The following is a 13,205-nucleotide window of genomic DNA, read 5'->3' on the forward strand; positions in this document are numbered from 1 at the left end:
GCCGGATGACGCCGTCTCGCGGCGTGTGGTTCGGTAAAATCCGCGCATGGCTCTCACTCTTCATCACATTGTTCTTGACTGCGTCGACGCGGCCCGGGTCGCCTCGTTCTGGTCGGCCGTGCTCGGTCGGGATGTTCTGCCGGGCGCGAGCGCGGATGCCGCGTTCATCGGTGACGGGGAGGCGGGGGAGCAGGGCTGGTTGTTCTTCAAGGTTCCGGAGCCGAAGACGGCGAAGAACCGGATGCACGTCGACTTCGAGGCCGACGACCGGGATGCCGAGGTCGAGCGTCTGCTGGCGCTCGGCGCGACGCGCGTCGCCGATCACGACGAGTGGGACACGCTCTGGACGGTGTTGCACGACCCGGAGGGCAACGAGTTCTGTGTCTCGCAGCGGGCGCGCGTGGCCGCGCCGGCCTGACCCTCTCGGTGATCGAGGAGCGCTTCACCATTTCGTTGGTCGAAGGGCGAGCGAGCGCAGCGAGCCCGTGTCTCGAGACCTCGCGAGCCGACGTCCAAAAGCAACTCAGGTTCGAGGATCGGCTCGCCGGGTCTCGAGACGCGGCCTCCTGCGTCGGCTGCTCCTCGACCAACGACGCCGTGACCGGTCCTCGGCACGCTCGCCAGGCATCCGCCGAGACATGCCCTACGCGGTGATCCGCGCCACGCTCTCCAGCAGCTCGTTGCGCACCTCGGTGACGAGCAGCTCGCGCGCGCCGGCCAAAATCGGGTTGCCGGTCACCGTGCTCGCGGCGACTGCCGGCGACCACCGACTGGAGCCACGAATCTTCTTCGACACCAACTCGGCCAGTTCGTCGCCGCCGGCGCGGCAGGTCGGCCCGCCGAGCACAACGAGTTCGGGGTCGACGACCGCGAGCAGCGGAATCACGCCGAACGCCACCCGGTAGGCCAGCTCGTCCAAAATCGCGGTGCGGGCAGGGCTCGTGGCCAAGGCGTCGAGAATGTCGGGCAAGGTGCGCCCGCGCATGCCGTGTTCGCGGGCCAGGCGCACGAGTGCCTTGCCGCCCATGACGTCTTGCAGATCGCTGACCGGACGACCGTCGACGCCGGTGAGCGCTTGCGGCGCCGGCAGAAAGCCGATCTCCCCGGCGCCGCCGAACGAGCCGCGGTGAATGGCGCCGTTGAGGTCGAGTGCGGCGCCGAGGCCGTTGCCGAGCCAGAGCAAAGCAAAGTTGCTCGCCGATGCGGCGGCCCCGAAAGCGCGCTCGGCGATCGCGGCGAGATTGACGTCGTTGTCGATCTGCACCGCGAGTCCGAGTTCGTCCTCGATGAGTTTGCGCACGCCAATGCGGGGCCAGCCGGGCAGCGTTTCGGTGAACAGATGATCGTCGTCGAGAGTGTCGAGGTAGCCCTGCACGCCCAGGCAGACGATGCGCACCGACGCCGGGTCGGCCCCACTCGAAGCACAGGCGGCCTCGATCGCGGCGCGCACCTCGGCGACGGCGTTGCGTTCCGAGGCATGGGCAGGCAGCGCAATTTCAACGATTTCGTGGTCGGTGCGCAGTGCGTCGACCAGGCAGGCGCGCATCCGCTTGGCGTCAATGTCGATGGCGACGCCCAGCACGCGATCGGCGCGTGCCGCGTAGGTGACCGAGGGGCGGCCTTGACCGCCGGTGGCTTCGCCGTCGACGCGGATGAGTCCGGCCTTCTCAAGCCGGGTGACGACGAGGGATGCGGTCGGTTTCGACATTTCGCCGAGTTCGGCGATGCGTACGCGGCCGAGCGGCCCGTGCTCAAGGAGCAGGGAGAGGGCGGTGCGGTCGTTCCAGGCGCCGAGCCACGCCGGGGTGCCGGGGGCGGATGTTGCTGCCATGGGCCCTCTCTTGTGCGCGGCCGGAAGTGTGCTGGTTGTGGGGTGCGCCGTCTTGCAGCGCAGACAACAATCTAATCGTTTGGTGCGGTCGGGCTGAACTCGACACGATGGCTGCTGCTGCGGCGCGGCTGGCGCCGACACACGCGGTTACATTCCGTAAGGGGGCGCAATGCGCCAGCGGCCACGGCTTCGCGGTGCGTAGGGTGGGCTGATCGCGGCGTGCCCGAGTGGTCGAAGGGGTCGGTTTCATACACCGGATGTCGCAGGTTCGAATCCTGCCGTCGTGTCTCAGCATCCTGGCGCGGTGTTTCCCGCTGGGTGCGGTCTCTACCGCGCGCCCAACGGGATACACCGCGCCGGAATACTGGCCGAGGCTCGAAATCGCGCGAGTCGGCCCCAGGGCTCGCGGCGCGTGTGTGCGAAGCGGGCATGTGTCTTACCGCGTGCCGCCATCCCAAACACGTGCCGCGATGGTGGTCACTCCTGCGCTTGTGGGGGTACCGAATTCAGGAGTGGAGGTGTGTCGGCAGTGAGCCGGCCGCGGAACAGTCTGGCCTCGGTAGCCGCGACACGCCTCCGCTCCTAATTTTGGCCCCGCCCGTCGGTGGTTGAGGAGCGCCCGACGACGTCGGCCGCGTCTCGAAACCACGCGAGCCGAACTCGAGACTCAAGGCCTCGCGTCTTTGACTCTTGAACCGACGCCGTTCACAACAGCGGAGATTCTGCTCAATCGCGCCGATTCAGCCCCGAAAAACCCCGAACTACAGAAAATCTCCGCAGTTGCGAACGCCCGCGCCGCGTAAAGCGGCCGAAGTACGCCCGCGGACTCGCCCTACAGAACCCGCAACCCCACGCTCGTCACGATCGGCTCCCGCTGCCCACCCGAATGCACGACGTGCGTGCCATCCACGGTGAGCTGGCTGGCGTGACAGCGCAGCGCCCGCGTGACCGTGTCGAGGTGGTCGCCGAGCGTAAACCATTCGGTGTCCGTCACCGGCGCGTGCAGAATCTCAGCGAAACGCACACCCTGCGCCCGACAAGCAGCGATCGTCGCCTCATGCACCCGCACATGGTCGGGATGTCCGTAGCCGCCCTCGTCGTCATAGCTGATCACCAGCGACGGCCGTAGCTCCTCGATCAGCGCCGCGACATCGGCAGCGACCTCGGCGAGCGGGGCGGTCGTCAGTGCGTCGGGGCCGGAGTCCTCCGCGGGGCCGGCAATGCCCGGCCGGATCCATTGCATGCCCGAATCACGATAGATGCGCGGGGCCAGCCCGGCGGCCCGCGCCGGGGGAGTGCCGAGCCAGAACCGTTCGGCGATACCCAGTTCTTCCGTCGCACGCTGCAACTCGTACTCCCGATGAGCGGTCAGCGCATCGGTGCCCTCCAGGCCAGAAAGCGGACCAGGCACAACCTCGCCGCGCTCCCCGCGTGAGGCGGTGAGCAGCGTGACCCGCACGCCGCGCGCCACGAGTTCTGCGATCAGTGCGCCGGTTGAAATGGTTTCGTCATCGGGATGCGCATGCACGAAGAGCACGGATGCGAGCCCGTCGAGAATGCTCACGAACGCGACGCCGAATCGGTTGACGCGGCTGCATCGCCGGCGACGCCCATGTCGCCAGCATCAGGAGCTTGGCGCGTCGAGTCCGGACCAGCCGAAGCATCCGCCTCCAGCAACCCGCGATACACCTCAAGAAGGGCCTCGGCCGAACTTTGCCAGGAGTAGTGCTCGGCTCGCTCCCGTGCTGCTACCGACAGGTGCCGCGCGGTCTCGGGATTCGAGAGGATGTCAGCCATCGCCGCCGCCCACACGGCTGGGTCCCGCGAATCCACCACCATCCCGGTCACGCCATCGACGACAGCTTCGCGCAGCCCACCGGATGCCGCCGCCACGACCGGAACCCCGCTGGCCGCCGCTTCGAGGGCGACGAGTCCATAGGTCTCCGAGTGCGACGGAACCAACACAATGCGGGCACCCCGAAAGAGGCGCGCCAAATCCACTCGGGACTGCGGGCCGATGAAATGCACGTGCTCCACCACGCCGAGTTGAGTGGCGAGCTCATTCAGTTCGTCGATGTAGCCGTCGAAGTCAGCGGAGGCGTCACCCGACACGAGCAGATCGGGGCGGAGGGCCTCGGGAACCGCCGCAATCGCCTCGATCGCCAGGTCGATTCCCTTGAGCGGCTGCAGGCGAGCAGCCACGACGACGTATCCGCGGTCCTCGGCTGGGCCGGCAAGATTGTGAATGAGATCCGCAGTGAACTCGGCAGCGGCGGCACCAGCACCAGCACCAGCACCAGCACCAGCACCAGCAGCAGCACCAGCAGTGGAACCGGCGTCCGCCGACGCAGCGCCGACCGACCCAGCGCCTGCATCGACATCCGCAGGGTGAAACAGCACCCCATCAACCCCCGGCGGCACAACGGCAATCCGCGCCTCAGGCCCGCCGAGCCGCGTCATGATGGTGTCGGCCTCGGCCTGGCTGATCGCCACGAGCGCATCCGATTCCCGCGCCAGCCACGCCTCGCCGGCCATCCGTCCGGGCGACTCCGGCCGTTCACCGGCCGACAGCGGCGTCGATAGATCGGCGGCAATGCTATGAAAACTCTGCACGTGCGGCGTTCCCCAGTGCTGCGCGAGCGGCAGCCCAACCATGCCCGAAAACCAGTGGTGCGAATGCATCACGTCATACGGCCCGAGCGTGCCCATGCGCATCCGAAACTCGTCAATGAAATTCTCGTGGTCGCCCTTCGGCACGGATGCCGCTGGCCCGGCCGTCAGAAAACGGAGTCTCACTCCCGGTGCCAGCTCCATCTCGCTCGGCTGCTCGGGCGACGAGCGCCGCGTCAGAATCTCGACCGAATGCCCGAGCGCACCCAGCGCTTCGGCCTGGTGCAGCACCACGACGTTCATGCCACCGGCGTCGCCGGAACCCGGCTCAGCTGCGGGGGAGGTGTGGAGCGAGATGAGGGCGATACGGAGTGGGGCAGAAGAAGGTGGCACGCGAAAAGCGTAGTCCTCATTAGAGAGGACAATGCGCACAACACACACCGGGCCGCACACGTTCCAATCGGGGGCCAACGCTGGGAACGGCGACCCAATCCCGCTAGTCTCAGTTCACGCTGACGCGATCAGGGCTCTCAGAGAGAGTGGTGACGATGAACGACGAATCTGGTGACCTGTTCGACTCGTTCCGTCGAGGCGGGAACTGATCATGCCGATTCTGAAGGCAAAGCTCCTCGCTCTGGTGGTCCGCGACGGAATGCCGACCATGGCCCGGTTGATGACTCTGACGATGCTCGCAGCGGTCAGCCTGGTCGCCATTGCAGAGATCGATCGCCTCATGGCGGGCACCATCGGCAGCGACCACCAGAGCCACCCGATGAATTCGGTGATCGGCCCGCTGGCATTCACCGAGCAGGGCGCCTGGGTGCAGTGGGCGTCGAGCACCCTCAGTGCGCAGGTCGGGCTCTGGGTCGTGGCCGAGACACTGATCGACGGATGCTTCGTGCTGGCCTACGTGCTCCTCCTCAGGCCCTTGATCGCCCGCGCCCGCATCGCACCGGGCGCCGTCAACGTCAGCCGACGGCTGCTGATCGGGTTGGTGATCGCCGAAATCGTCGAGGCCTTTCTGCTGCTCAACGGCGCATTTCTGCTCATCGTTCTTCCCACCTGGACCGGCGCCCTGTCAGCGCTCGGCATTCTGGTCGCGATCACGGCCACTATCAAGTGGCTGCTGGTTCTCCTGCTCTTCGTCGCAATCCTCCGCAATCCCGGCACCCGGACGACACTCGCGCGAATCGGGATGCGAGCCGCCCAAGCAGTGTGGGTTCACCGGCTGTCGGCCGTGCTCGTCATCGCCCTGATTGTTCTCGCGTGCATCCCATCGGACGGGGTTCTGGACCAGCTGCCTGATGTGCAGCGCCAGTGGCTCGACGAGTTTCCGGCCAACCTCGGCTACGTGGCTGTCGCGGTGATCGTGCTCACCGTGGCGGCGATCGCCAGTTTCGCCGTGGGGCGGCAGCGCACGCGGGCCAGCATCGACTCACGGGTGCGGATGCGTGGCGAGAGTGACAAGCTCCCCGCCATCCAACAGTGGTGGTGGTGGGTTGTGCCGGTTGCCGTTTGGCTCGCCCTGGCAACGTTCACGGTCGCCCGCGCGGTCGTCGACGGTCGTGGTTGGGCCACGGCATTCAGTCAGATCAACTGGCCGGTGGCGGCGGCCTTCCTCGCCGTACCGGCGCTCGTTTTCATCGCCTCGGCGTTCATCCCGACAGGCGCGCTGCACGGGCGGGCCGCACCGGAGGAGGACGCGGAACGGGCACGCTACGCCTGGATCCTCGGCGACTGTCTCGCCCTACTCGTGCTCTGCGTGGGCGGGCTCGGACTGGTGCGGTCATTCATCGGCCCAGTGTTTCTCGGCCCGGTCACGGGCACCTGGTTCGGGGCCGTGGCACTCGTCGTGGTCGGGGCGGCGACCGCTCTGCTCGCGCCGCTTCTGCTGCTTCGGCTGAATCTCACCCCCGTGTTGTTTGCTCCCGATACTGCCGTCTGGCAGCGCGTCGCAAGGCGACTGCGTGCGCCCGTTCAAGGTCTCGCCGCTCACAACGACCCCATCGCCGAACGCTCAGCGGCGGCCGCCACAACATCACGAGCCTGGCTTTTCGGAATTCTCGTGGCCGGCATCCTGATTGTCGCCAGCATGACCCTCTGGCCGATCCCGCTCGCCGGAGGCCTCGGCGGCGTCGGCGTGACGGTGGTTCTCATCACCGCATGGGGCGCGATCCTCGGCTCCTTCACCGTGGCCCTGCAGGACTATCGGCTGCTGCCGGTGTTCCGCGCCGTGCATCTGCGCGCCACCCCGGTCTTGAGCCTGGCGATCACCGTGCCGCTGCTGTTCGGCACCGTGGCCGCCGCTGCGTGGGGTGGGGATCCGACTCTGCACGCCGTGCGCACAAGTTTCGCCCCGACGAGTGCCGCCCCGTCGAGCCCCGCCCCGTCGGGTCCCGCCTCAGATACCGTCGTCCAGGTCGGATCCGAAGCACTCCTTTCGACCCGCATTGCGACGAGCGGATGCCTGGCCACGACGGCATCCGGAACCCGGTTCAAGCCCGTGCTCGTCATCGCGGCCGAAGGTGGGGGAATCCGCGCCGCATCGTGGACCACTCAAGTTCTCGCACAATTGACGACCAATGGCGGCTGCCTTCCCGAGGCAGTCCTCCTGTCGAGCGGGGTGAGCGGCGGCTCGGTCGGCCTCGCTCTCACCCATCTGTCAAAGAGCTCCACGCCGGCGGATGCAGCCAGCTCGCCGTACTCGGACATCCGCGCGCTGGCCGGCCCGACAACCGTCGCGACGGCCATGGCCGGCTTGCTTGCCGGTGATCTCGTCGCATCCAACCTCGGGATTCATATCCCTTCCTTTTCGACCGGCGACGACTCCTCTCGGTGGCGCGACCGGGCAGCGCTCATCGAGGAGACCTGGATTGATGCGGTGCCTGAGTTGGGCCGCCAGTATGAGAGTGGTGCAACGGATGCCACAGGGTTCATCGTGCTCAACTCCACCGACTCGCAATCCAAATGCCGCATGATCATCAGCCAGCTCACCGCGGCGGAACTGGCCACCTCGCCACCAGTGGGGACCGCAACGCCGCAGTCCGCTGCACCGGCGGGCGAAACTCTCGATTGCTCCCGGCCCGACAGCCAGCCCGCGCGCAGCGGCAATCTGGCGCAGATCTATGGCGCGGACTGTCTCGGCTCGCTCGACTGGGCAGCCGCCTCCATGCTCTCGGCACGATTCCCGATCGTCACGCCGGCGGGGCGTTTGCCGGTCGCCGATTCAGGATGCACCGGGTCGCCGACGACGCAACTCATCGACGGTGGCTACGCCGAAGGCTCCGCCCTCGGCACCGTGGCCGATCTTGCCCCGAGCATTTCTGCGGCGATTCGCGACTACAACGCGACGGTCACCGGTGCCGACGGCGCCTATGCCGTCCCGATCCTGGTCTTCGTGCGCAACTCGGCCGGATTCGATCTGACCAAGAAGGCGGCCCAGGTGACGGCTGAACCGCTGGTGCCGCTCGTCGGATACAGCGCCACCGCCAGCCAGGCCGACCAGAACGCGTGGATTCAGCGGATCACAGCGAGCTTCGACGAATCCTGTGTGGTGGACAGCGAACGTGCTCCGTCGAGCGGGACTGCACCAAGCGGCAGTGCGCCGATCGAACCCGTCCGGCCGGCGCACGACTGCCCGACCACACAGAACAACGTCGAGACCTCGATCCCGTCCGGCGTGGTCGTGGTGGCACCATTCACTCGTCCGACGATCGTTCCACCGCTCGGCTGGGCGCTCTCGGAGTTCAGCAGCACGAGCCTCGAGAAGGCGCTAGAGAATGAGGTCGGGAGTGCGGCCTGCGCCGCGAACGGCGAGGGCTACGCACACCTTTGCGACCTTCTCAAGCTCGCCGCGACGCCAGCGACGCCCTGACAATCAGCGCACCGCACCGCACCGCACCGCAGCGCACCGCACCGCGGCTCGTCGACTAAGCGACCCGCAACTCAATCTCGCCCGGAAGGGCATTCTCCCCGCCGAATACCAGGTGCCGGTTCGCGATTTTGTCGGTGAAGAACCGGTCGTGGCTGACCACGATGACCGCGCCCGGAAAGTGGAGCAGCGCGCGTTCCATCACCTGAGTGCTCGACATGTCGAGGTGGTTGGTCGGCTCATCGAGCAGCAGAACGGATGCGCCCGACAGCAAACACTGCGCCATCGCGACGCGTGCCCGCTGGCCACCCGAGAGGTTGCCGATCTTCTGCTTGAGGTCGGCTTCGCTGAACTGGAACATCGACAGAAACCGGTTCACTGATTTGCGCGTCGCGGTGAAGGCCAGGCTGCCCGGCATCGCGTTGACCGAATGACTGACCGTGTCGTCTTCGTCGAGCTCGGCGAGCACCTGGTTGTACGAGACAACTCCGGCGCCGGGTGCCCAGGTGACCTTGCCGGCATCCGCCTTCTCTTCGCCGTTCAGCACCTTGAGCAGCGTGGACTTGCCGCTGCCGTTGGAGCCGAGCACGACGATGCGGTTGCCGCGGCGCACCTCGAAGCCGAGGTCGCTGAAGAGCAGCTTGTCGCCGTAGCCCTTGTCGAGTGACTCGACGCGGCAGAGCACATCCTTGATGTGCAGGCCGCTGTAGATTTCGGTGATGATCTGGTCGACCGGGCGCGGTGCGCGGTTCTTCTTGATGCTGGCGAGCTGGCTGCCGAGCTTGCGGCTCGACGCCTTCGCGGCCTCGCGGCGGTCGGCGATGCCCTCGGATTCGAATGCGAGCAGTTCAGATTCGTGCACGAACTGCGCCTCGAGCGTCTTGAGCCGGAACTGCTTCTGCACCACGTATTCGCCGAAGTTGCCCGGGTACTCATGCAGGTGAAAGTTCTCAACCTCGATGATGCGGGTGACGACGGCGTCGAGAAACTTGCGGTCGTGCGAGACGATGATCGCGGCGCCCTTGAAGTCGCGGAACCACGACTCGAGCCACTCGACACCGGCCACATCGAGGTAGTTGGTGGGCTCGTCGAGCAGCAGCACGTCGGGGTTCTCGAGCAGGATCTTCGCCAGGGCCGCGCGGTTGCGCCAGCCGCCCGACAGATCGTCGATCGGGCAGACGCGGTGGGCCTCGTTGAAGCCGAGCGTGGTGAGTGCGGTGTCGATGTTGCGCTTGTAGTCCCAGCCGCCGAGGCGTTCCATCTCTTCGAACAGTTCAGCCTGGCGATGGATGAGCCGGTCGAGTTCGTCGCCGCCGTCGGGGTCCATCGCGACAACCGCGATGTCGGCGTCGATCGCGGCCAATTCGGCTTCGATCGCCTTGATCGGGGCGAAGAGTTCGTCGAGAACCTCAAGAATCGTGGATGCGCCGTTCAGTTCGGAGAACTGGGAGAAGTAGCCGATCTTGACGCCGGCATCGACGGTGACGGTTCCGGTGTCCGGGGTCACCTGTTCGAGGATCAGCTTGAGAATGGTCGATTTGCCCGAACCGTTCTTGCCGATCAGGCCGACGCGGTCGCCGGATTCGAGGCGGAGGAACACCTCGCGCAGAATCTGGGTCTTCTCGAAGTTGACGTTGATGTCTTGCAGCCTGATCAGGCTCATTGCTGGTGTCCTCTCGCGGGGCATCCCTCTGGCCGTCGTCGCTCGTGTACGTCGCTCGTGTACGTCGCTCGTGTACGTCGCTCGTGTACGCAGTTCGTGGCACGTGTTTGAGAAGGTGGCACGTGTCTGAACACGTGCCGCGAGCGTCAACGCGTGCCGCGACGAAGTGGCTGGCCAGCTGGTGCTGGCCCGGAGGGCATGTGGCCCGGTTCGAGTCTACAAAGTGTTGCTGGGTGATTCGCCGCTGTTCGGTCCGGCTGTGCGGCGAGGTAACGGATGCCCAGCCCAGGTTTGTTGACGTGGTCAGGGCAATGGGCTAGCTTTCGAGCACCACTCACGCTCAGGGGGAAGTATGCGGATGGGATTCGTCATGCCGATCATTGGCATCCTTCTATTGGCCGGCTGCAGCGTCTCGCCGTTCAACGTTCTGAACGACGACCAGCGCATTGAGCTTCGGGACAGTTCAAGCGAGTACCAGCAGCAGGTGCTGGCCGACCTCTATGTCGACGAGGCTGAGTACCGCCAATCCGTCGATGACTGGCGACAGTGCGTGGTCGAGGCCGGAGCAGAACCGACAGAAATCGTGGAGCGCGGCAATGAATTGAGTTTCGACTTTTCCGCTGAACGGGATACTGAAGCTCAGCTTGCAACGATCAGCGTCCAGGCAGATTCTTGCCTGACCGAGTACCACGACGCGATTGGCCGGGTGTGGGTGTCGCAGGGAACTGAGCTGAACTGAGCCCGAGGGGCCCCGGTCGTTGTAGCCAGGGTTCAGTAGCGATCGAAACCCTAGTTGCTGCGTTCCGCGCCAGCCTGCCGATCGAGAGTCTCCTGCAGCCGAGTCAACTGAAGCTCCAACGCTTTAATCTCACCCCTCGTTGCCGCCTGGTCATCGACACCCTGTTGTGCAACTCGTTCGACGATCCACGAGGCAAGCGTCGCAGTGACGACGCCGAGGAGCGCGATACCGCCCAGCATCAAGCCGCCAGCAATGAAGCGACCCTGTGCGGTGACCGGCACGAAGTCGCCGTAGCCAACTGTGGCAATCGTCACAAACGCCCACCACGCTGCATCGCCGAACGTTGAAATTGATGCCCCGGGTGATCCTCGCTCGCTATCGAGAACTGCGAGGGCCGCAACGAAGACGAGCAGCGCTGAGGCACCCGCGATGTAGACGACGACTCGTCCGCGAAACGCCGCCCCGGCCGTTCTCTGGAGAACGCTGAGAAGAGTCACGAGCCGGAGAAGCCTGAGCGGCCTGAGGATCGGAAGGACCACGACGAGCAGATCAAGAATGTGGGTATAGAACCAACGCCAGCGTTGCTCGGCAAGAACCAAGTTCACGATGTAGTCAATCGCGAAGAAAGTCCACGTTGCCCAGATAGCAGTCTCGGCAAGGGCGGCCCGGGGGCCTTGAAGGTTACCGATGACTTCCCACGCGTAGGCAATGAGAAAAACGACGGCTGCGATAGTGAGCGGCCAGTCCATGGCTTTTCGCCAGCGGGCTTGATTCATGTGAAAACTCTAGGGCTCCGCTCGGTGCTGCAAACGCAACGGATGCGACCGGCGGGTGCGATCGACAGCACCCCCGCCCGGCCACCCATTCCTACTCGACCAGCCGCAACGTCCGGTCGCTGTTGTTGAAGCGCTCGCCGCCGGTTTCGGTAACCGTGACGATGTCTTCGATACGCACGCCGAAGCGCCCGGGGAGATAGATGCCCGGCTCGATCGAGAAGCACATGCCGGGCTTCAGCAGCTGCTCTTCGCCCTCAACCATGTACGGCGGCTCGTGCGTGGTGACGCCGATGCCGTGGCCGGTGCGGTGGATGAACTCCTTGCCGTAGCCGGCCTCGGTGATGACCGCCCGGGCGACCCGGTCGATCTCCTGGCAGGCGACGCCGGGTGCGACCGCGTCGAATGCGGCCTGCTGGGCGTTCCGCACGATTTCGTGCACATCCCGCTGCTCCTCGGTCGATTCGCCGACGCACACCGTGCGAGTCGTGTCCGACCCGTAGCCGTGCATCAGACCGCCGAAGTCGAGCACAACCGCATCGCCGACCTGGATCACGCGCTCGCCGGCCTCGTGGTGCGGGTTCGCCCCGTTCGGTCCGGAGCCGACGACGGTGAAGTCGACCTGCTCGTGGCCGAACTCGCGCAGCAGCCGGGCCAGGTCGGCGGCGACCTCGTTCTCTCGGCGCCCGGCGAACTGCACCTTCACGATCTCGTAGAACGTCGCATCCGCTGCGGCGCCCGCGAGTGCCAGGCGGGCGAGCTCATCGGCGTCTTTGACCGCGCGCATCATCGGCAGGCTTTGGCTCAGCGAACGGTAGCGGGTCTCCGGCAGCGTCTCCTGCAGTCCGAGCAGGTGCATCGCCCAGGCCGAGTCGGAGATGCCGAACTGGCCGTGCGGGCGCACGAATTGTTGTGCTGCCTCGTAGGGGTCCGTCCCATCCGTCCAATCCACGATCTCGACACTCGGCGCACCGGCAGCCGCTTCGGCGTCTGCGCGCTCCAAGATCGGCACCAGCAGGGTCGGCGGCTGGCCGGGAGCAAGCGCCAGCATGGTCAGCCGCTCGGTGATGGCGGTGGGTTGGTAGCCGGTGAGCCAGACAAGATCGGGTCCGGGCATCACGATGACACCGTCCAGCCCGGCGCCGAGCGCATCGGCCACGACACGCTCCATCCGTGCTGCATAGTCGTCACTCGTGAACGGGACCGGTTCCGTTTCTGGATTCATCGCGCGCCTCCTCAGCTGCCGTACCTACCTACTGAGGATCCCACTGCGGCTGGCCCCGGGGAAGCTGAACACGCGCCAGGCCCGTGCAAATTCGCCCATCGGGAAACCCTTGCGCGCCTCCACGCCGCGAACTAACATGCAACCAAATGGTTGTATCAAATCTGAGCGCACACGAGATCGATCGCATCTTTCAGGCAATGGCGGATGCGACGCGGCGCGACATCATCACCCGGGTGATGGTGCGTGAGCAGTCGGTTTCAGCGCTCGCCGCACGCTATGCGATGAGCTTTGCCGCGGTGCAGAAACATGTGGCGGTGCTTGAGCGAGCCGCACTCGTCGGCAAGGAACGACGCGGAAGAGAACAGATCGTGCAGGCCAATCCGGAGACGCTGCGGCGTGCAGCGCAACTACTCGACGCCTACGAACAGATCTGGCACGACCGGGCCGAACGCATGGTGGGCATCCTCGCCGAAAACTAACCGATATCCGAGAA

At 65.9% G+C, this 13,205-nt stretch carries 10 protein-coding genes and 1 tRNA gene; 5 read left to right on the plus strand and 6 right to left on the minus strand.

Annotation, left to right across the window (positions count from 1 at the left end; all coding sequences use genetic code 11):
• Window positions 1-46 precede the first annotated feature (46 nt).
• Entirely contained in the window at window positions 47-418 is a 372-nt protein-coding gene (locus AC1DCF_RS12140; protein WP_477211226.1) for a VOC family protein, read from the plus strand.
• Window positions 419-643: 225 nt separating this feature from the next.
• Here AC1DCF_RS12140 and AC1DCF_RS12145 read toward each other — a convergent pair whose 3' ends face one another.
• Window positions 644-1,831 carry an ROK family transcriptional regulator gene (locus AC1DCF_RS12145; RefSeq protein ID WP_477211227.1) on the minus strand — a complete coding sequence of 396 codons (1,188 nt, stop codon included), beginning with the start codon at window positions 1,829-1,831 and terminating at the stop codon, window positions 644-646.
• 213 nt (window positions 1,832-2,044) lie between these two features.
• Here AC1DCF_RS12145 and AC1DCF_RS12150 point away from each other — a divergent pair.
• A tRNA-Met gene (locus tag AC1DCF_RS12150) sits at window positions 2,045-2,118 on the plus strand.
• A gap of 545 nt (window positions 2,119-2,663) precedes the next feature.
• Here AC1DCF_RS12150 and AC1DCF_RS12155 read toward each other — a convergent pair.
• Entirely contained in the window at window positions 2,664-3,395 is a 732-nt protein-coding gene (locus tag AC1DCF_RS12155) for a PIG-L deacetylase family protein (protein ID WP_477211228.1), read from the minus strand.
• Window positions 3,392-4,834, minus strand: a complete 1,443-nt coding sequence (locus AC1DCF_RS12160) for a glycosyltransferase (RefSeq protein WP_477211229.1) — start codon at window positions 4,832-4,834, stop codon at window positions 3,392-3,394. Before AC1DCF_RS12160 ends, AC1DCF_RS12155 begins: the two co-directional genes overlap by 4 nt.
• Before the next feature lie 211 nt (window positions 4,835-5,045).
• Between AC1DCF_RS12160 and AC1DCF_RS12165 the strand changes: the two genes are divergently transcribed.
• Window positions 5,046-8,315: a hypothetical protein gene (locus AC1DCF_RS12165; RefSeq protein ID WP_477211230.1), complete on the plus strand. Its 3,270-nt coding sequence runs from the start codon at window positions 5,046-5,048 to the stop codon at window positions 8,313-8,315.
• Window positions 8,316-8,370: 55 nt separating this feature from the next.
• Here AC1DCF_RS12165 and AC1DCF_RS12170 read toward each other — a convergent pair whose 3' ends face one another.
• On the minus strand, window positions 8,371-9,975 hold the full coding sequence (locus AC1DCF_RS12170) for an ABC-F family ATP-binding cassette domain-containing protein (protein WP_477211231.1): 1,605 nt from the start codon (window positions 9,973-9,975) through the stop codon (window positions 8,371-8,373).
• Window positions 9,976-10,345: 370 nt separating this feature from the next.
• Here AC1DCF_RS12170 and AC1DCF_RS12175 point away from each other — a divergent pair, with 370 nt between their 5' ends.
• A complete protein-coding gene (locus AC1DCF_RS12175; RefSeq protein WP_477211232.1) occupies window positions 10,346-10,714 on the plus strand; it encodes a hypothetical protein in 369 nt (122 codons plus the stop codon).
• A 50-nt stretch (window positions 10,715-10,764) separates the two neighbouring features.
• Here the strand turns inward: AC1DCF_RS12175 and AC1DCF_RS12180 are convergent, their stop codons facing one another.
• Entirely contained in the window at window positions 10,765-11,490 is a 726-nt protein-coding gene (locus AC1DCF_RS12180) for a potassium channel family protein (RefSeq protein WP_477211233.1), read from the minus strand.
• A 91-nt stretch (window positions 11,491-11,581) separates the two neighbouring features.
• Entirely contained in the window at window positions 11,582-12,712 is a 1,131-nt protein-coding gene (locus AC1DCF_RS12185; protein ID WP_477211234.1) for a M24 family metallopeptidase, read from the minus strand.
• A 146-nt stretch (window positions 12,713-12,858) separates the two neighbouring features.
• On the opposite strand from AC1DCF_RS12185, the gene AC1DCF_RS12190 reads away from it, so the two are divergent.
• Entirely contained in the window at window positions 12,859-13,191 is a 333-nt protein-coding gene (locus AC1DCF_RS12190) for an ArsR/SmtB family transcription factor (RefSeq protein ID WP_477211235.1), read from the plus strand.
• The last annotated feature ends 14 nt before the right edge of the window (window positions 13,192-13,205 follow it).

The sequence above is a fragment of the Leifsonia sp. 10L418 genome (assembly GCF_056395445.1).

Bases quoted from the DNA above. Each gene is read 5' to 3' on its own strand.
- AC1DCF_RS12140 (WP_477211226.1), top strand. From the start codon at position 47: ATGGCTCTCACTCTTCATCACATTGTTCTTGACTGCGTCGACGCGGCC.
- AC1DCF_RS12145 (WP_477211227.1), bottom strand. From the start codon at position 1,831: ATGGCAGCAACATCCGCCCCCGGCACCCCGGCGTGGCTCGGCGCCTGG.
- AC1DCF_RS12165 (WP_477211230.1), top strand. From the start codon at position 5,046: ATGCCGATTCTGAAGGCAAAGCTCCTCGCTCTGGTGGTCCGCGACGGA.
- AC1DCF_RS12170 (WP_477211231.1), bottom strand. From the start codon at position 9,975: ATGAGCCTGATCAGGCTGCAAGACATCAACGTCAACTTCGAGAAGACC.
- AC1DCF_RS12175 (WP_477211232.1), top strand. From the start codon at position 10,346: ATGCCGATCATTGGCATCCTTCTATTGGCCGGCTGCAGCGTCTCGCCG.
- AC1DCF_RS12180 (WP_477211233.1), bottom strand. From the start codon at position 11,490: ATGAATCAAGCCCGCTGGCGAAAAGCCATGGACTGGCCGCTCACTATC.
- AC1DCF_RS12185 (WP_477211234.1), bottom strand. From the start codon at position 12,712: ATGAATCCAGAAACGGAACCGGTCCCGTTCACGAGTGACGACTATGCA.
- AC1DCF_RS12190 (WP_477211235.1), top strand. From the start codon at position 12,859: ATGGTTGTATCAAATCTGAGCGCACACGAGATCGATCGCATCTTTCAG.